Source organism: Isoalcanivorax indicus (assembly GCF_003259185.1).
In the GTDB taxonomy this organism is placed as follows: Bacteria; Pseudomonadota; Gammaproteobacteria; order Pseudomonadales; family Alcanivoracaceae; genus Isoalcanivorax; species Isoalcanivorax indicus.
In genome coordinates this window covers 2465273-2482863 of sequence record NZ_QGMP01000001.1, presented here as the reverse complement: position 1 = coordinate 2482863, position 17591 = coordinate 2465273, and the positions used below count along the sequence as shown (strand labels likewise).

Below are 17591 nucleotides of genomic sequence, written 5' to 3'. Positions count from 1 at the left end.
GTCTTGACTGAGCAGCAGCCCACGCAGCCTTTCTGGCGTCGTGTTTCGCCGCGCTGGCGCCGCCATGTGTGGTGGTGTGCCACGGCGCTGTTGCTGTTGCTGGCCCTGTATATCGTCCTCGCCAGGCAGTTGATGAGCATGCTGCCGGAGTTTCGCGATACGGTGCAGAGCCATCTGGCCAGCGCGCTGGACATGCCGGTGACCATCGGCAAGTTCCATGGCCACATGGACGGCATGAATCCGGTTTTCGTGTTCGATGATGTGGCGCTGTCTCCGGCCGATGACGATGCCGCACCACTGACCCTGCGGCGCGTGGAAATCAGCGTCGCCCCCCTTGATTCCCTGTTGGCCCGAGGCCTGCGGTTGCGTCAGTTGTGGATCAGCGGCGTGGACCTGCATCTGGTGCGCGATGAAGAGGGCGCCATCCGTTTTCGTGGCCTGGAAGCCTTCGAGCAGGACCAGCTGGACGCGGTGGACAGCCTCAGCGAAGTGCTTGATCACGTCTATCGTCAGCAGCGCATTGTGCTGGACGATGTCAGCGCCCGTTTCGACTGGCCCGGGTTGCCGCCGCTGCGTACCGACGACCTGACGCTGGCGCTGGTGAGGGAGGAGGGTGAACACCGCCTGGCGGTAACCCTGTCGGCCACTGACCGGCCCCTGGAACTGGACGTGCGGCTGCGACTGCGCGGTACCGCCTATTCGCTTGAGGAGCTGGATGGCAGCGCTTATGTGCGGGTGCGGGGCGAGAACCTGGAATACTGGCTGCCGGAGGACTGGCCTCTGCCGCTGAAGCCGGAAACCGCCAGCGGGCAGGTGGAAGCCTGGGCTGTGTTGCGAAGGGGGGACGTGCAACAGGCCAACGTCGTGCTGGCGACCCGGGATGTGGCCCTGCGCCATGTGCAGGCTGACGAGCGCTGGCTGCTTGATGGCCTGGAGGCCAGCCTGGCGGTGCGCCGCGAGCGGGGCGAGTATGTGGTGGTCCTGGATGAGGTCAGCGCCAGCACAGAGGCTGCCGGTGCCCTGCGGGCCGGGCCGCTGGCCCTGCGCTGGGATGGACGTCGCCGCGCAGACAGCCGCTGGGCGGTGCGTGCCGAACAGATCAATGCCACACGGTTGCGCGAGCAACTGGTGGCCTGGCCGTTTCCGCTGCCGGAGAACCTGTTGGCGCTGCGCCAGCGGCTGGTCGATCTGGCGCCAGCGGGTGAACTCAGCGCGGTGCATGTGGAAGGTGAAGGGGCTCGCCTGGCGCGCTTCAGCGCCCGGTTTGTCGATCTGGCCATCAGTGCCGACGAGGCCCAGCCGGGCGTGCAGGGATTGTCGGGCTGGGCGGCGGGCACGCCTGCTTCCGGGGTACTGCATCTGGCCAGTCCTGCGCTGGTACTGGAACTGAATACCCTGTTTGACGAGCCGGTGGCAGCCTCCATGGGGGGCGCGATGCGCTGGCAGCGCGACAGCGGCAGCGCGGCGCAGGAGCGTCGCGCCGGCATGCTGCCGATGCCCGGGGTCACGGAGACCCATGAGGATACAGAGGCTGATCAGGGCGAGGTGCCGGTCTGGCATATCGAGAGTGGGCGGCTGCAGGCGTCCAATGCCGATGCGCGCGGTGCCGCAGTGTTCGGGCTCGATCTCGCGGCGGGTTACCGCCCGCGTCTGCGCTTGCTGGCGGATATCCATGATGGCGTGGCCGCCCAGGCCAGTCGCTACATACCGCTACAACGCATGCCCCCGGCGCTCAGTGACTGGTTTGGCCATGCCTTCAGCGGCGGCCAGGTGACGCGCGGCCGTTTTCTTTATGAAGGCGCGGTGGGGATTGATCCGGCGCGTCAGCAGGACCGCACCTTCCAGATGACCTTTGCGGTGGAGGATTTTGGTCTGCGCTTCCTGACCGACTGGCCCGAGGTCGAAGCCGTGCAGGGGACGGTGCTGGTGGACGGCGTCACGGTGCATGGGCGCCATCTGCGCGGCCGGTTTCTGGATGCCGAGATCCGCGATGCCGATGTCGATGTGCTCGGGACCGAGCCTGACGGCCAGCCCCGGCTCACGGTGACGGCCAATATCGATGGACCGCTGGCGGCGCTGCAGCGACTTTTTCAGGGTACGCCGGTGCGTGCCCAGCTGCCGGAAGAAATCGTCGACTGGACTGTGCGTAACGGGACGCTTGCGGGGCGTCTGGAGCTGGGTATTCCGCTGGCCGCGCATAGTCCGGCATTGCGCGTGGAGGCGGATGCTGCGGTTGACGCGGGCACCCTGCATAACCCCGACCGTCGCCTCATGGTCAGCGATGTTCAGGGCGAGGGGCGTTTCTCCCTGGAGGACGGGCTGCATTTCCCGACCTTGCGTGGGCGTCTGTTCGATACCCCGGTGTCGGCATCCGTCACCAGCGATCGCCGTTATACACACCTGGATATCGATGGCGCACTGACCATGACGCAGCTGCGTGACTGGTTGCGCATGCCCTGGCTGACGCCGCTGGACGGCGAGACCGATTACCGGGCCCGGCTGCGTCTGCCCCGTCGGGCGGGGGCCGGTGCACCGCGCCTTACGGTGAACACCGACCTGCAGGGCGTGGCCGTGGCCTTGCCGCCGCCGCTGGGCAAGACCGCCTCCACGTCCCGGCGTTTGCAGCTGATCCTTGAGGGCGGCGACCCCGGGCGACTGTCGCTGACCATACCGGCGCTGCTGTCCGCGCGGCTGGAATACGATGACACTGGCCTGACGCGTGGCGGGATTCGCTTCGGTGAACGTGAGGCAGGCCTGCCGCCCTCTGGTGTGCTGGTGGATGGCCGGACAGAGGTGCTGGATCTCGGCGCCTGGGTCGGTGTTCTGCTGGGGCCGGATACGGATGGCCCTGCGACGCCGTTGCCGCCGGTGCGTCTGGCACTGGATACCGATCAGTTGCTGCTGCTCAACGAACCGCTTGGTCCGGCCAGCTTCAGTGCCCGGCAAACCGGGGGGCACTGGAGCCTGGCGCTGGCCAGTGAGCCGCTGGTGGGCGAAGTGCGGGTGCCAGCGGGGTATGCCCCCCGGGGTGACCAGCCCATGCAGCTGGATATCGACCGTCTGCGCTGGCCCTTGACGGCGCCCCTGCCGCCGGATGCGGACGGCCCGAGCGCGGCCCAGCGGGTGGTGGAGGCAGCGGCGGAGCTGGCCGGTGACCAGACCGGCGAGCTGGTGTCGTCCCTGGTCCTGTCCCCTGATCCGTCGCGTATGCCGGTGGCAGACATTCGTGCGGCGGACGTGACCCTCTATGGCCGCCACTTCGGCCAGTGGCAGGCGCAGTTGCGGCCTGAAGGCGAGGACCTGCGCGTGGCAGGCGTCCGTGGTCGCTGGGGAGAGACATCCGTGGCTGGCGACCTGGACTGGCGCCTGGATGATGTCGGGGCACAGCACAGCCGGTTTGCCGGCAGCGTCGAGAGTGGCCAGCTTGCCGACCTGCTGTCGCTGTTCGCGATGGAAACCTTCGTCGAAAGCCGGGATGCGCGCGGAAGCCTGGAACTTGGCTGGCAGGGCTCGCCGCTGGAGTTCGATTACCGGCGTCTGCAGGGCGATGTGTCGCTGGATGTGCGGGATGCCTTGCTGCCCAGTGCGGATCGCCGCACCTCTGCGCTGCGCCTGCTTGGTCTGGTGAATGTGGGCAACACGCTGGCCAGACGGCTGCGCCTGGATTTCTCGGACGTGGTCAGTCAGGGCCTGGTGGCCGACAGCATTCGTGGCAACTTCTCGGTGGACGGCCCGCAGATCCACACCGACAACCTGCGTATTCGCTCCCCGTCGGCCGAGTTTGCCATTGCAGGCGGTCTTGATCTGCAGGCCCAGACCATGGATTACGATATTGAAGTGACCCTGCCACTGTCGGGTAACCTGTATGCAGGCTGCCTGGCCGGCCCGGCAGCCTGTGCCGGGATTTTTGTGGTCGAGCGGCTGTGGGGCGAGCGTCTGGAGAAGATGACCTCCATGGGCTATCACGTGTCCGGCAGCTGGGATGAGCCGGATGTCGAGGAAACCGAGAGCGCGCTGCCAACACCAGAGTAACGGTCGGCAGGCGCCTCTGGAGTGCGCATGCGTATTGCAGGGATCCAGTATTGCGCCGGTAACGTGCCGGCAGACAACCTGAGCCGGGCCGGGGAGGCGCTGGCGCAGGCCGCCGCACGCGGGGCGCGCCTGCTGGTGTTGCCAGAGAATTTTGTCTGCTACGGCGGGCCCTACCGTGATATCGCCGAGGCCGACGCCGGGGCATGGCAGGCCTGGCTGGCGGAGCAGGCGCGCGGGCTCGGCGTGTGGCTGCTGGCGGGTACCCTGCCGTTGCCGCAACGCCCGGACGGCAGCCCGGTGCCGGGGCAGCGGGTGCGTGCCGCGTCCCTGCTGTATCAGCCTGATGGGCAAGTGGCGGCTCGCTATGACAAACTGCACTTGTTCGATGCCAGCGTGCCGGATGCCCAGGGGCGTTACTGTGAGTCGGACCTGTTCGAGCCGGGGGATGCCCTGGTCTGTGCGCCGGTGGATGACATCACGCTGGGTCTGGCGGTGTGTTATGACCTGCGCTTCGCGGCCCAGGCGCGGGCCCTGGCAGATCGCGGTGCCACCCTGCTGGTGTACCCCAGCGCCTTCACGGCACTGACGGGGGCGGCCCACTGGGAAGTGCTGCTGCGGGCACGGGCCATCGAAACCGGTTGCTATGTGCTGGGGGTCAACCAGTGCGGCCAGCACAGTGCGCGCCGCGCCAGTTTTGGCCACAGCCTGCTATGCGATCCATGGGGTGAAGTGCTGGCCCGGCTCGGAGAGGAGCCGGGTGTACTTTGCGCCGACATTGATCCCGCGCGTGTGGCGGAGATACGGCAACGATTGCCGGTTCACCAGCACGCGCGCTTTCTGACAGGGTTACCTGATGACATCCGCGACCACTACCACGACCACACCGGTGACTGACGTGCTTGGCACGGCGCAGGAACTGCTACTGACCCCGGCGGGCCTTGATCCGCAGGGGCTGGCGCGGCTGCTCGACGCTGCCCTGGCACCGAGCGTGGACTATGCCGATCTGTATTTTCAGCACAGCCGCCACGAGGGCTGGGTGCTGGAAGATGGTGTGGTACGCGATGCCAGTTACAACCTGGAACGCGGTACCGGCGTGCGGGTGATCAGTGGCGAGCGCACCGGCTTCGCCTACAGCGACGAGATTGCCTTGCCCGCGCTGCAACAGGCGACGCGGGCGGCCCGCGCCATTGTTCGCCAGGGCAGTGAAGGGCGGACACCTGTGCTGGCGCCGGTCACCTCGCCGTCGTTGTATGCCGCGTTTGATCCGCTGGCGACCTGGCAGGCACCGCGCAAGGTGGCCTTGCTGGAACGCCTGGACAAGCTGGCGCGCCGTCTCGACAGCGCCGTGACGGAAGTGACGGTGTCGCTGAATGCCGTACACGATGTAGTGCTGGTGGCGGCCACCGACGGCACCCTGGCGGCCGACGTGCGGCCACTGGTGCGCCTGAATATTTCCGTGCTTGCCGAGCGCAATGGTCGCCGTGAACGTGGCAGCGCCGGTGGTGGTGGCCGGGTGGATTACGATTGGCTGGAAGCCGAGGGGCGTGCCGAGCACTGGACCCGTGAGGCCGTGCGTCAGGCGCTGGTGAATCTGGAGGCGCAACCGGCCCCGGCGGGCACCATGCCGGTGGTGCTGGGGCCGGGCTGGCCCGGCGTGCTGTTGCACGAGGCCGTGGGGCATGGCCTGGAAGGCGATTTCAACCGCAAGGGCACGTCCATGTTTGCGCGCCGTTTTGGTGAGCAGGTGGCGTCGCCGCTGTGCACGGTGGTGGATGACGGTACGTTGCCCGGTCGGCGCGGGTCGCTCAACGTGGATGACGAAGGGACGCCTACTCACTGCACCACGCTGATCGAAAACGGGCGTCTGACCGGTTTCATGCAGGACAAGATGAACGCGCGCCTGAGCGGCTTTGCACCCACCGGCAACGGTCGCCGGGAATCCTATGCCCATCTGCCCATGCCGCGCATGACGAATACTTACATGCTGCCCGGTGAATCCGACCCGGAAGAGATCATTGCGTCGCTGGATCGCGGCATTTATGCGGTGAATTTTGGTGGCGGGCAGGTGGATATCACCTCGGGCCGCTTCGTGTTTTCCACCAGCGAGGCCTACCTGGTGGAAAAGGGCCGCATCGTGGCGCCCGTGCGTGGCGCCACGCTGATCGGTAGCGGCGCGGATGTCATGCAGCAGATTTCCATGGTCGGCAATGATCTGGCGCTGGACAGTGGTATCGGTGTCTGCGGCAAGGAAGGGCAGTCGGTGCCGGTGGGCGTTGGCCAGCCGACCCTGCGTGTGGAGGCGTTGACCGTGGGCGGGACAGCCTGATGGCGGCCGTTGGCGAGGTGCTGGCGCGCATGCGTCTGTTCGCCGGGATGGCGGCCGAGGATCTGCAGCAGGTGGAAAAGCTGGTGTTCGTGAATCGCTTTTCCGCGGGCGATGTGGTCTGCCGTGAGGGGGACCACAGTGATTTCATGTGCTTTGTGGTGCGTGGTCGCCTGGATATCATCAAGCGCGGGCAGGATGAACGGGATGTGGTGATTGCGCACCTGCACGCGGGCGACTCGCTGGGTGAGATGGCGCTGATCGACCATGAGCCGCGTTCGGCATCGGCACTGGCCAGCGAGGACAGCACGGTGATCGTGCTGACACGCAAGGGGTTCGAGCAATTGCGCAAGCGTTCGCCGCAGGCGGCCCATGTCATCCTGATGAATATTGCGCGACTGCTCAGCGGTAATCTGCGGCGCACCTCCGCGCAACTGGCGCAGTACATGCTACCCCTCAACTGATTTGCCGCCATGCCGGGCTGGTGCGCCAGTCCGGCATGCTTTCCTCAGGGCAGGGGCGCGTTGCGCTCCAGGTCGTTGAGGTAATCGTAGACCTTGCGGCGTTCGCGCTTGAAGCGCTCGCGGGCGGCCTTGTCGGCGGCCGGGTCGGGCAAGGGAGCGCCGTCATCCGGCAGGCGACTGGCGAAGAAATTGCGGGTCAGGTTCCGCAGGTGCTGGCGGTCGGCGGCGGCGTAGGTGTCGATGACTTCCTGCAAGATGCCCTGGGCGGCCTTGCTGTCTTCGCTGCGTTCCAGCCGTTCCATCCAGTCGAGCAGCCGTTTGTGGCGCAGCGGGTCTTCGAGTGCCGCCAGGCCGCGCTCAATGGCATCGCCGTCGGCCGCGCGCATCAGTTTGCCGATATACTGCGCATGGCGCCGTCGGGCTTCGTTGGCGGTGATACGTCGGCTTTCCTCGATGGCGCGCATCAAGGCGTCGGTCAGGGGCAGGCGTGCCAGATCAGCGGGTTTGAGGCTCATCAGCTTGTCGCCCACATCCTGAAGTGCGTTGACCTCACGCTTGCGGGCTGATTTGCTGGGCAGATCGTCGTCGTTATACTCGTCCATTCGCTTTCTACTGTGGCTGTCAGCCGCCAAGTTTACTTATGACTCCTTCGAATAACTATCCTGCCACACTGGCGGCCATCGCGCCTGACACCCTTGACGCGTTACGGCGCAAGGCACGTTTCGTCATCGACGAGGCTGCCCGCCAGGGCGCCGACGCGGCCGAAGCCGCCATCAGCGCCGGTGAGGGGCTCTCTGTTACCGTACGTCTGGGCGAGGTCGAGACGCTGGAATTCAACCGCGACCGTTCGGTGGTGGTCACGGTGTTTGTCGGTCAATGCAAGGGCAGTGCCAGCAGCAGTGACGACGCCGAGAGCAGTCTGTGCGAAACCGTGGCGGCCGCCATGGCGATTGCCCGGCAGACCGGTGCCGATCCGCACAACGGCCTGGCGCCTGCGGAGGCACTGGCCCGGGACCTGCCTGATCTGGATCTGCACCACCCCTGGTCGCTGACCCCGGAACAGGCGATCGATATGGCACTGGCTTGCGAGAACGCCGGGCGTCGCGATGCCCGTATCGTCAATTCCGAGGGCGCGACGGTGAGCAGTCATGCGGGGGCGCGCATCTATGCCAACAGTCATGGCTTCTGTGATGGCTGGCGCAGCACCCAGCACAGTCTCTCCTGTGTGCTGGTGGCCGAGCAGGACGGTGCCATGCAGCGTGACTACTGGTATGACAGCCAGCGTGACGCCACGGTGTTGCAGGCACCGGAAGTGGTGGGTGAGCGCGCGGCACGGCGTACGCTGGCGCGTCTTGGTGCCAGTCGGCCTGCGACCGCCGAACTGCCGGTGCTGTTCGCGCCGGAGGTGGCCAAGGGACTGATCGGCCATTTCGTCTCGGCGATCAGCGGTGGGGCCCTGTATCGCAAGGCGTCTTTTTTGCGTGACCGGATCGGCAGCCAGGTTTTCCCGGAATGGGTCACAATTCGCGAGCGGCCACACCTGCCGCGGGGCAGCGCCTCAGCGCCGTTCGACAGCGACGGGCTGCCGACGCGGGAGCAGGCGTTCGTGCAGGACGGTGTGCTGGTCAGCTATGCGCTGGGCCTGTATGCCTCCCGGCGACTGGGTATGGCGCCTACCGGCAATGGAGGGGGTGTGCGCAACCTGACGCTGACCCATGGCGAAGAGGACCAGGCCGCGCTGTGCCGACGTATGGATAAAGGTATCCTGATTACCGAGGTGATGGGGCAGGGCGTCAATCTGGTGACCGGGGATTACTCCCGGGGTGCCTCCGGGTTCCGGGTGGAAAACGGCGAGATCGCCGGGCCACTGGAAGAGTTCACCATTGCCGGGCACCTTGGCGAGATGTTTGCCGGTTTGCAGGTCGTGGGGAGCGATGTGGATCGACGGGGCAACATTCATTGCGGCAGCCTGTTGCTGTCGCCGATGAAGATTGCGGGGATCTGATTTTTATTTCAATGGGGGACAGGGATGCAAGGGGAAAACCCATACCAGGAGCCGCAGGCAGAGCTCTTGCCGAAGCAAGACAGGCTGGTGTTATCGATTCATCCGCCAAGGCGCAGAGATATGGGCGCCGGGTGGCGCTGGTTTGTGGATGCTGCGCGCATACTTCGTAGTGCCTGGCTTCCAATTGCTTTCGGTATCTTTCTGCTCTTCTTTCTGTTGATGGCTATCCAGAGTATACCTGTTGTTGGATATATAGCTTCCCAGACGTTGTTTATGCCGTTTTTCGAAGCCGGCATTCTGATGCTTGGCCTGAAGGCGGATGAAGGCCGCCGGGTATCTTTCAAGCATGCGTTTGCGGGCTTTGGGGAAAAATGCCCCCAGCTGCTCCTGATGGGTGTGGTGATGATGGCCGCCCTTCTGGGTTTGACGGCAGTTGGCTGGGTGTTGAACTATCTTGTTTTCCCTGCAACGACCCCGCAAATATATGAGGTGCTGGGGTTCTTCGGGACGTCGGCGGGAGGGCTGGATGAGTCGGGTGATCTCTCCGGCATGGCGGGATACTATGTAATTACGACTCTGGTTTTTCTCGCTTATTTCTCTTTCTTCTGGTTTTCAACGGGTTTGGTTTTTCTGGGAGGAAAGAGTATCCCGGATGCCATCACTGAAAGCATATCGGGGTTCTACAAGAATATTGTTCCTTTTATCTGGTACGGCTGTGTCGCCTTTATAGTGTCGCTTCTGGTGGTCGGCGGTATGACGTTCTTGATGGTTTACCTTGGGGTTTTCGGTGTTGCGGTTTTGATTTTTTTCTTGATTGTGATGATTCTCGTGTTCTTGATGAGTCATTACAGTTCGTTCCGGGACATCTATACTGATACCCTCTGATCCCTGGCGTGGCTGAAGTTCATTTTTTCAGCAGTCAGGGAGGGAGAGGGGTGTCGACGGAGCAATTTCATTGTGGCGACTTCAAGGTCGCCAATGAAGATTGCACAGGACTGATTTTCAATTCAATGAGGGAACAGTGATGCAAGGGGAAAATCCGTATCAACAACCGCAGGCCGATGTGATGCCGTTGCGTGAGGCGTCCGAGATGGCCGTCAACCCGCCTCGGGGGCGTGATATTGGCGCGGGCTGGCGCTGGATTGCCGATGGCTGGCGTGTGTTCAAGAGTGCCTGGGTGCAGATCTTTTTTGGTCTGCTGCTGCTGTGGCTGATCTCCATGGCCATTCAGTGGGTGCCGCTGGTGGGCTTTCTGGCGTCCATGATACTGACGCCTGTATTCAGCGTGGGTCTGCTGGTGCTGGCCTGGAAAGCGGATGAGGGGCAGAGTCCCTCGATCAGCGATATCTTTGCCGGGTTCCAGAACAAGTTTCCGCAGCTGGTCATGCTGGGGCTGGCTTACATGGGGCTGATCCTGGGTGCGGCGCTGATCGTGGGTCTGCTGGCCTATCTGCTGATGGCAGATGCCCTGGTGGCATCCTTTGCCATGCTGGAAGCGATGGAAGAGGGGGGTGCACCGGCCTTCGCCGATGACATGATGTTGCGGCTCGCCCTGCTTGTGCTGCTGTTCATGGCAGTGATGTTGCCGGTCATGGCGATGTACTGGTTTTCACCGGCGCTGGTGTTCTTCGGCAATCGCGGTATCGGCGAGTCGCTCAAGGAAAGCCTGATGGGCTGCCTGAAGAACATCCTGCCGATGTTCTGGTACAGCATCGTCATGATCATTCTGATGATTCTGGCGGTGATTCCGCTGGGCCTGGGGCTGCTGGTGCTGTTGCCGGTGCTGGCGGTGAGCTACTACAGCTCGTTCCGGGATATCTATACCGATACGCTGTAAGTCACTCGCCCTCGTCGAACCGCCGGGCAAACAGGTCGGTGAGTTCGTCGAGGGCTTCTCTCGCCTGTTCGCCTTCCACGCGTACTCCCACCTTGCTGCCCTTGGCGGCGGCCAGCGTCAGCACGCCCATCATGTTACGGGCTTCGACCTCGCGACCATTGCAGCGCAGCAGGATGCTGACCTCGTGACGGCAGGCCACGCTGACCACTTTGGCGGCAGCGCGGGCATGCAGTCCCAGGCGATTGATAACGGGCAGTTCTGCTTCCAGCACAGTGTCGGGCATGCTTATTCCAGTTCCAGATGCCGGATCTGGGCATCCCAGCCAGCCTTGCAGAGACGCTCTGCCAACTGCTCCACCATGTACACAGAGCGGTGGCGGCCGCCGGTGCAGCCGATGGCCACCGTCATGTAGGTGCGATCGTTCGCTTCATAGCGCGGCAGCCAGCGCAGTAGCAGCTGTTCGATATCGTGCAGCAGTTCAGGGGTGTCGCTCTGGCTGCCGAGAAAATCCTGGATCGGTTTCTGGCGGCCGTTAAAGGGGCGCAGGGTGGCATCCCAGTGCGGGTTGGGCAGCATGCGCACGTCGAAGACCAGGTCGGCATCCGGTGGCACGCCATTCTTGAAGCCGAAGGACTCCACCAGCAGCGACAGGCGACCGCTGCGCTGGGCCACACGATCGCGAATCATGTTGCGCAGGGTGTGTGGGTCCATCTTGCTGGTGTCCACCAGCAGGTCTGCGCTGGTCTGGATGCTGGCCAGTAACTCGCCTTCGTGGGCGATGGCTTCCGAGAGCGACATGTCCTGGTCGCTCAGCGGGTGGCGGCGGCGGGTGGCGCTGAAGCGTTTCAACAGGGTGTCGTGGTCGGCATCCAGATAAATGACTTCGCAGGTCAGGCCCTGTTCGCGCACCGCGCGCAGCAGTTCGGAGAAGCGCGGCAGCTGGCTGCGCAGGTTGCGCGCATCGATGCCCACAGCAATGCGTTCAATCTCGCTGCTCTCTTCGCGCAGCTGGGTCGCCAGGGTAGAGAGCAGGCCAAGAGGCAGGTTGTCCACACAGTAAAAGCCCAGATCTTCCAGAGCTTGCAGGGCGGTGGTCTTGCCGGAGCCTGAGCGGCCGCTGAGGATTACCAGTTTCATCGGGTCAGGACGCCAGTCGCAGTTCCGCTTCAGAATCGACGGCCGTGCTGAACAGGTGCGCTGCCGAGGTAGCCTGGCGCAGGCCATCGCGGAATGCGGGCTCGTTGAACAGCGCTGCCAGGTGGCTGAGGGTTTTCAGATGTTGTTCCGGGTTGTCTTCGGGGACCAGCAGTACGAACACCAGGTCCACCGGGCGGCTGTCCACCGCGTCGAAATCAATGGCCTCGGCCAGGCTGACCAGCAGGCCGAGGGGTTTGCTGCATGAGGCCAGCCGGCAATGGGGAATGGCGATGCCTTCCCCGATGCCGGTACTGCCCAGGCGTTCACGCGCAATCAGGGCGTCAAAGACTTCCTGTTCGCTCAAACCGGGACTATCCCGTGTGGCCAGTTCCGCCACCTGGTCGAGCAGACGCTTCTTGCTCACGCCCTGCAGGTGGTAGTGGGTTCGCTCCGGTGTCAGCAGTTCCCGTACGCGCATGATGGGTACTCAGATCTCAGTGTCCGTGGTTACGATTGACCGACTTTTCCTTGTGCTTGAGGATCTGTCGGTCGAGCTTGTCAGTCAGCATGTCGATGGCAGCGTACATGTCGCCAGCCTCGGCAGTGGCGAAGACCTCACCGCCGGCCACCCGAATGGTGGATTCCGCCTTGTGCGTCTTCGGTTCCGGCGACAGGATCACCTGAACACTCGTAATGTGATCAAAATGCCGTTCAAGCCGGGTGAATTTCTCATTGATGTACTCGCGCAGGGCATCGGTGATATCCAGGTGGTGACCGCTGATGTTGATCTGCATGGCTGACTCCTGTACCTGCTTCAGTTGACCGCCTATCCCGCGATCGGTGCCAGCCGGGCCCTGCGTGGGTCAGACCAGCCGCTTGCGCTCGCTGGATGCCGGTATACGCATCGCCTCTCTGTACTTGGCGACAGTGCGTCGCGCCACCTGAATGCCCTGTTCATTGAGCAGGCTGGCCAGCCGGCTGTCGCTCAATGGTTTTTTCGGGCTCTCGGCGGCGATCAGCTTCTTTATGATGGCACGAATGGCGGTGCTTGAACATTCACCTCCGCCTTCGGTGCCCACATGACTTGAGAAGAAAAATTTCAGCTCGAACATGCCCCGGGGCGTGAACATGAATTTCTGGCTGGTGACCCGGGAAATGGTGGACTCGTGCATCTCCACGGCGCTGGCGATATCCGCCAGGACCAGCGGTTTCATGGCCTCCTCGCCGTACTCGAAGAAGTCCTGCTGGACCTCGACGATGCGGGTGGCGACCTTGAGCAGCGTCTCATTGCGGCTTTGCAGGCTCTTCAGGAACCAGCGAGCCTCCTGCAGCTGATTGCGCAGGTAGCTGTTGTCATCGTCACGCAACTGCTTGCTGCCCGCCATGGCGGCGTAACCCGCGTTCAGCCGTACCTTGGGCAGGGCATCGCCGTTCAGCTCGACACGCCAGCGCCGCCCCTGCCGCCGCACGATCACGTCCGGCACGGTATAGGTCTCGGCCTGTTCCACGATGCTGTCGCCGGGGTGCGGGTTGAGGCTGCGCAGCAGACGGATCACCTCCACCAGTTCAGTCTCGGTGACCGCCACCAGACGGCGCAGCTGGGCGTAGTCGCGGCTCTCCAGCAGCGGCAGGTGCTGGGTCAGGCGCAGGGCGGCGTCACGCCAGGGGGTCTCGTCAGGCAGCAGGCGCAGCTGGATGGCCAGGCACTCGGCCAGGTCGCGGGCGGCCACGCCAGGAGGGTCGAAGTGCTGCAGGCGATGCAGCACGGCCAGGACCTCGTCCTCTTCCGGCCACGGCGTCTCGATGCCTGAGGGCAGGCTGCGCCGCGCGGCTTCAGCGATATCCGTGAGGGAGCAGGTCAGGTAGCCGCGATCATCAAGGCTTTCAATGATCGCGTAGGCGATGACGCGGTCGGCGTCGCCCATGGGCGTCAGGTTGAGTTGCCACAGCAGGTGTTCGTCGAGGCTGGCGCTGGCGGCGGTACGCTGCTCCCAGGCTTCCAGGTCGTCCTCGGGGGCGCCCGCGCTCGGGGCCTCGGTGAAGGGGTCCTCCCAGTCGGTATCGACGCCGCTGTCGTAGTCGTCCACCACGGCGTCATCGTTGCCCGTCACTTCACCGGGTTCCAGGGGTTCCTCGCCCGCCGTATCGCTCAGGCTGTCGCTGGCGTAGTCCTCTTCGTCCAGCTCCAGCAAGGGGTTGGCTTCGATGGCTTCCTGGATCTCCAGGCGCAGGTCGAGCGTCGACAACTGCAGCAGGCGGATGGCCTGCTGCAGTTGTGGTGTCATGGTCAGGTGCTGACCGATCTGTATCTGCAGACCTGGTTTCATCTGATGGTGTGTCCCCCGAACGTGTCGCAATAACCGGCAGGGCGGTTAACTGATCTTCACGTCAACAGGGTCCAAGGATAGCAACCAGCAATTTTCGTGCCCATTCTTGAATTCATACGGCGAATGGGCTAGGTCGGCGCTTCATGCACTGTTATGGCGCACTTTTTGCGCCAGTCGGGTGTGTCACAGGCGGAAATCGGCGCCCAGATAGACATCCCGCACCTGCTGGTTGGCAAGGATGGTGTCCGCGTTACCGGCAGCAATGATGTGGCCGCCGCTGACGATATACGCGGTATCGCAGATGGTGAGGGTCTCGCGCACATTGTGGTCGGTGATCAGCACGCCGATACCCCGGTCGCGCAGGTGGGTGATGATGCCCTTGATCTCGTTCACCGAGATCGGGTCTACCCCGGCAAAAGGCTCGTCCAGCAGGATGAAGGCCGGGTCCGTCGCCAGACCACGGGCAATCTCGGCCCGGCGCCGCTCGCCCCCGGACAGGCTCATGCCGAGGCTGTCGCGAATATGCGTGATGCTGAATTCCTGCAGCAGCTGCTCCAGTCGTTCCTGGCGTTCGGCCTTGTTCAGGTCGTTGCGGGTTTCCAGGATCGCCATGATGTTGTCGGCGACACTCAGGCGCCGGAAGATGCTGGCTTCCTGCGGCAGGTAGCCGATGCCACGGCGGGCGCGGCCGTGCATCGGCAGGGCCGTGATGTTGTCGCCGTTGATGCTGATATAGCCGGCATCCGGCGGTACCAGCCCGACAATCATGTAAAAGCAGGTGGTCTTGCCCGCGCCGTTGGGGCCGAGCAGCCCCACCACTTGACCGGCTTCCACCTGAAGCGAGACATCCTCGATCACTCGACGGCCTTTGTAGCTCTTGGCCAGATTGTGCGCGCTAAGCAGGCTCACGGCTGTGTTTCCCTGTTGCTGTCTTCCGCCGGAATCACCAGCCGCACGCGCTGCTCTGCACCGTCGCCGCTGGCCTCGATATCCCGGGTCGAGAGGTTGTAGACCACCCGGGCGCCCTGAAAGCGGCGGCCCCGGTTTTCGATATGTGCATCACCGCTGAGGGTGATGGTCTGGGCGGCCACATCATAGACCAGTCGGCTGGCCCGGGCATGGATGTCTGCGCCTTCGCGCAAGCGTACGGGGGCCCCCGTGGCCACAACGCGGGTCAGCTCGCCATCTTTCATGGTCAGTTCGATGCGCTCGGCGTTCAGGCGCCGTTCGCCCTGCATCATTTCGGCGTTGCCCTCATAGACCCCGATGCCGGTTTCCTGACGGAATACGGCGCGGTCGGCGCTGATCACGGCTTCCTGGGCGGCGGCGGGCAACGCCAGCAGCGCGAGCAGCCCGATCAGGGCCGCGCGTGCGATGGGGAAATCAGGTCGGGTCATAGCGGCTTTCCACCTGTTGCAGCAGTTGCACTTCGCCGTCGGCGCTGTTGGCTTCCATGGCGCCCGCACGGGTGCGGCCGCCGGGGTGGGTAATCTCCACGGTACCGGGACTGGTCAGGCGCTCAAGGGCGGATTCGTAAACCAGCTCTTCGCTCTGCACCAGCAGGCCATCGGGGCCGTGATCGCGTGCCTCCACGGCACCGCGCAGGGTCACATGGCGGCCCCGGTCACGGACTTCGCCGCGATCGGCGGTCAGCTCCCAGGCCAGCGCCGGATCATGCAGCGCCAGCCGTGGCTGCTCCACCAGTGTTTCGCCCCGCGTATCCATTTCCGTAATGCGTTCGGCTCGCAGGTCGTACTGCAGGTCGCCGCTTTCGGTAAAGGTACGGGCCGAGACACGCTCCACGATCAGGGCGGGCGGCAGCTCGCGCGCATCCTCGACAACGGTCGGCCGGTCCCGCCACTCGTGCAGCGCCAGCAGGCTCACGGCCGCCATGACGGTGACGCCGATGGCGCTGAGGACGCCCTGATTGCGGATCACGATCGTGCCCCCAGGATGAAATCACAGATTTCACGCACCGCGCCTTCGCCGCCGCGACATTCGGTGACCAGATCGGCGGCGGTTCGGGCGCAGGGGTGGCCGTTGGGCACGGAAAAGCCCAGTTGCGCCCAGACCAGCGCTGGCACATCCGGCTCATCGTCACCGGCATAGCCGACCTGACTGGCTTCGAAACCCAGCTCCCCGGCCAGCGCGGCCAGCGCCACGCCCTTGTCTTCACGCCCCTGGATGACGTGCTGGATGCCGAGGTCGGCGGCGCGGCGCGCCACCATGGCGGATTGGCGCCCGGTAATGATCGCCAGGGTCACGCCCGCGGCGGCCAGTTGCTTGAGGCCGTGGCCATCCAGCGTGCAGAACACCTTGAAGGTTTCACCGTCCGGGCCGTAGTAGAGGCGGCCATCGGTCATGACGCCGTCCACATCGAAGGCCATCAGGCGCAGTTGCCGCGCACGGGCGCGCAGGGTCGCGTTGCCCTGGCCGAGGGGAGCGGATGCGCTGGGGGCTGGATGCATGCGGGTGGTTCTCCTCAGACGACGCCGGCGCGTAACAGGTCATGCATGTTCAGCGCCCCCACAGGGCGGCGCCGGGCATCGACCACGATCAGACCGTTGATCTTGCGCTGTTCCATGATATTGACCGCTTCGGCGGCCAGATGTCCTGTTTCGATGACCACGGGATCGCGCGTCATCACCTGTTCGATGGCGCAGGTGCGGATATCCAGCGCCGGTTGGTCCAGTACCCGGCGCAGGTCGCCGTCGGTGAAAACGCCGCTGAGCAGGCCGTCAGCGCCCTGCACGGCGGTCATGCCGAGCCCCTTGCGGCTGATTTCCAGCAGGGCATCGCTCAGTGACGTGCCTTCGCGGACACAGGGCAGGCGGTCGCCGTCGTGCATGATGTCGTCCACCGCCAGCAACAGGCGTCGCCCCAGGCTGCCGCCCGGGTGTGACATGGCGAAGTCCTCGGCAGAAAAACCGCGGGCTTCCAGCAGCGCAATGGCGAGCGCATCGCCCATGGCCAGCGCCGCCGTGGTGCTGGAGGTGGGGGCCAGATTGTGCGGGCAGGCTTCGATACTGACCACCACCGGGATATGCACATCGGCCTGTCGGGCCAGCGTCGATGCCGGGCGGCCGGTCAGGCTGATCAGGGGAATGCCACGCCGTTTGAGCACCGGCAGGATGGCCAGCACTTCGCCGGTTTCGCCGGAATTGGACAGTGCCAGCACGATGTCGCCCTCGGTAATCATGCCCAGATCGCCGTGCGAGGCCTCGGCGGGGTGCACGAAGAAAGAGGGGGTGCCGGTGCTGGCGAGGGTGGCGGCGATCTTGTCGCCAATGTGTCCGGACTTGCCCATGCCGGTGACGATCACTCGGCCGCGGCAGGCCAGCATCAGTGCGCAGGCCTGGTCGAAGGTGTCGTCCAGGGCTTCGATGAGTTCGGCCACCGCGTCCGCTTCAAGGCGCAAAACGCGGCGGGCGGTGTCCTGAAAACGGTTGCTCATGCTTGCTCCAGC

At 64.4% G+C, this 17591-nt stretch carries 18 protein-coding genes; 7 read left to right on the top strand and 11 right to left on the bottom strand.

Translation table 11 applies throughout. The annotated features are described in order from the left end of the window. Positions 1–3: 3 nt before the first annotated feature. The 4 genes from DKW65_RS11220 to DKW65_RS11205 are packed head-to-tail and all read left to right on the top strand — an operon-like array spanning position 4 to position 6819. Positions 4–4032, top strand: a complete 4029-nt coding sequence (locus DKW65_RS11220; protein WP_111657328.1) for a YhdP family phospholipid transporter — start codon at positions 4–6, stop codon at positions 4030–4032. 27 nt (positions 4033–4059) lie between these two features. After that, entirely contained in the window at positions 4060–4926 is an 867-nt protein-coding gene (locus tag DKW65_RS11215) for a carbon-nitrogen hydrolase family protein (RefSeq protein WP_111657327.1), read from the top strand. Further along, complete coding sequence (gene tldD, locus DKW65_RS11210) at positions 4886–6358, top strand: metalloprotease TldD (RefSeq protein WP_111657326.1); 1473 nt, start codon at positions 4886–4888, stop codon at positions 6356–6358. Before DKW65_RS11215 ends, tldD begins: the two co-directional genes overlap by 41 nt. Beyond that, a complete protein-coding gene (locus DKW65_RS11205; protein WP_111657325.1) occupies positions 6358–6819 on the top strand; it encodes a cyclic nucleotide-binding domain-containing protein in 462 nt (153 codons plus the stop codon). Before tldD ends, DKW65_RS11205 begins: the two co-directional genes overlap by 1 nt. Positions 6820–6863: 44 nt before the next feature. Here DKW65_RS11205 and yjgA read toward each other — a convergent pair whose 3' ends face one another. Beyond that, the gene (yjgA, locus tag DKW65_RS11200; protein ID WP_111657324.1) at positions 6864–7421 is read right to left on the bottom strand and encodes a ribosome biogenesis factor YjgA; all 558 of its coding nucleotides are present in this window, start codon (positions 7419–7421) and stop codon (positions 6864–6866) included. A gap of 38 nt (positions 7422–7459) precedes the next feature. Here yjgA and pmbA point away from each other — a divergent pair, with 38 nt between their 5' ends. From pmbA to DKW65_RS11185, 3 genes are all read left to right on the top strand, one after another. Then, positions 7460–8824, top strand: coding sequence for a metalloprotease PmbA (gene pmbA / locus DKW65_RS11195; RefSeq protein WP_111657323.1), 1365 nt, complete (start codon positions 7460–7462; stop codon positions 8822–8824). A 24-nt stretch (positions 8825–8848) separates the two neighbouring features. Further along, a complete protein-coding gene (locus DKW65_RS11190) occupies positions 8849–9709 on the top strand; it encodes a BPSS1780 family membrane protein (RefSeq protein WP_111657322.1) in 861 nt (286 codons plus the stop codon). 139 nt (positions 9710–9848) lie between these two features. Next, positions 9849–10661, top strand: a complete 813-nt coding sequence (locus DKW65_RS11185) for a BPSS1780 family membrane protein (protein ID WP_111657321.1) — start codon at positions 9849–9851, stop codon at positions 10659–10661. Between the two features lies 1 nt (position 10662). Here the strand turns inward: DKW65_RS11185 and DKW65_RS11180 are convergent, their stop codons facing one another. From DKW65_RS11180 to DKW65_RS11135, 10 genes are all read right to left on the bottom strand, one after another. Beyond that, positions 10663–10944: an HPr family phosphocarrier protein gene (locus DKW65_RS11180; protein WP_245932478.1), complete on the bottom strand. Its 282-nt coding sequence runs from the start codon at positions 10942–10944 to the stop codon at positions 10663–10665. A 2-nt stretch (positions 10945–10946) separates the two neighbouring features. After that, positions 10947–11798, bottom strand: coding sequence for an RNase adapter RapZ (gene rapZ, locus DKW65_RS11175; protein ID WP_111657320.1), 852 nt, complete (start codon positions 11796–11798; stop codon positions 10947–10949). 4 nt (positions 11799–11802) lie between these two features. Then, positions 11803–12276 (bottom strand): PTS IIA-like nitrogen regulatory protein PtsN, encoded by a 474-nt coding sequence (gene ptsN, locus DKW65_RS11170; protein WP_111657319.1) that lies wholly within the window; start codon positions 12274–12276, stop codon positions 11803–11805. Positions 12277–12292: 16 nt separating this feature from the next. Continuing rightward, entirely contained in the window at positions 12293–12592 is a 300-nt protein-coding gene (hpf, locus tag DKW65_RS11165; RefSeq protein WP_111657318.1) for a ribosome hibernation-promoting factor, HPF/YfiA family, read from the bottom strand. A gap of 69 nt (positions 12593–12661) precedes the next feature. Beyond that, entirely contained in the window at positions 12662–14125 is a 1464-nt protein-coding gene (locus DKW65_RS11160; RefSeq protein ID WP_111657317.1) for an RNA polymerase factor sigma-54, read from the bottom strand. 183 nt (positions 14126–14308) lie between these two features. Next, entirely contained in the window at positions 14309–15034 is a 726-nt protein-coding gene (gene lptB / locus DKW65_RS11155; protein ID WP_111657316.1) for an LPS export ABC transporter ATP-binding protein, read from the bottom strand. Then, the gene (gene lptA, locus DKW65_RS11150; RefSeq protein WP_111657315.1) at positions 15031–15522 is read right to left on the bottom strand and encodes a lipopolysaccharide transport periplasmic protein LptA; all 492 of its coding nucleotides are present in this window, start codon (positions 15520–15522) and stop codon (positions 15031–15033) included. The genes lptB and lptA overlap by 4 nt, the downstream gene beginning before the upstream one ends. Further along, positions 15509–16063 (bottom strand): LPS export ABC transporter periplasmic protein LptC, encoded by a 555-nt coding sequence (lptC, locus tag DKW65_RS11145; RefSeq protein WP_111657314.1) that lies wholly within the window; start codon positions 16061–16063, stop codon positions 15509–15511. The genes lptA and lptC overlap by 14 nt, the downstream gene beginning before the upstream one ends. Next, a complete protein-coding gene (locus DKW65_RS11140; RefSeq protein WP_111657313.1) occupies positions 16060–16593 on the bottom strand; it encodes a KdsC family phosphatase in 534 nt (177 codons plus the stop codon). The genes lptC and DKW65_RS11140 overlap by 4 nt, the downstream gene beginning before the upstream one ends. Before the next feature lie 14 nt (positions 16594–16607). Further along, positions 16608–17579 carry a KpsF/GutQ family sugar-phosphate isomerase gene (locus DKW65_RS11135; RefSeq protein ID WP_111657312.1) on the bottom strand — a complete coding sequence of 324 codons (972 nt, stop codon included), beginning with the start codon at positions 17577–17579 and terminating at the stop codon, positions 16608–16610. Positions 17580–17591: the final 12 nt, after the last annotated feature.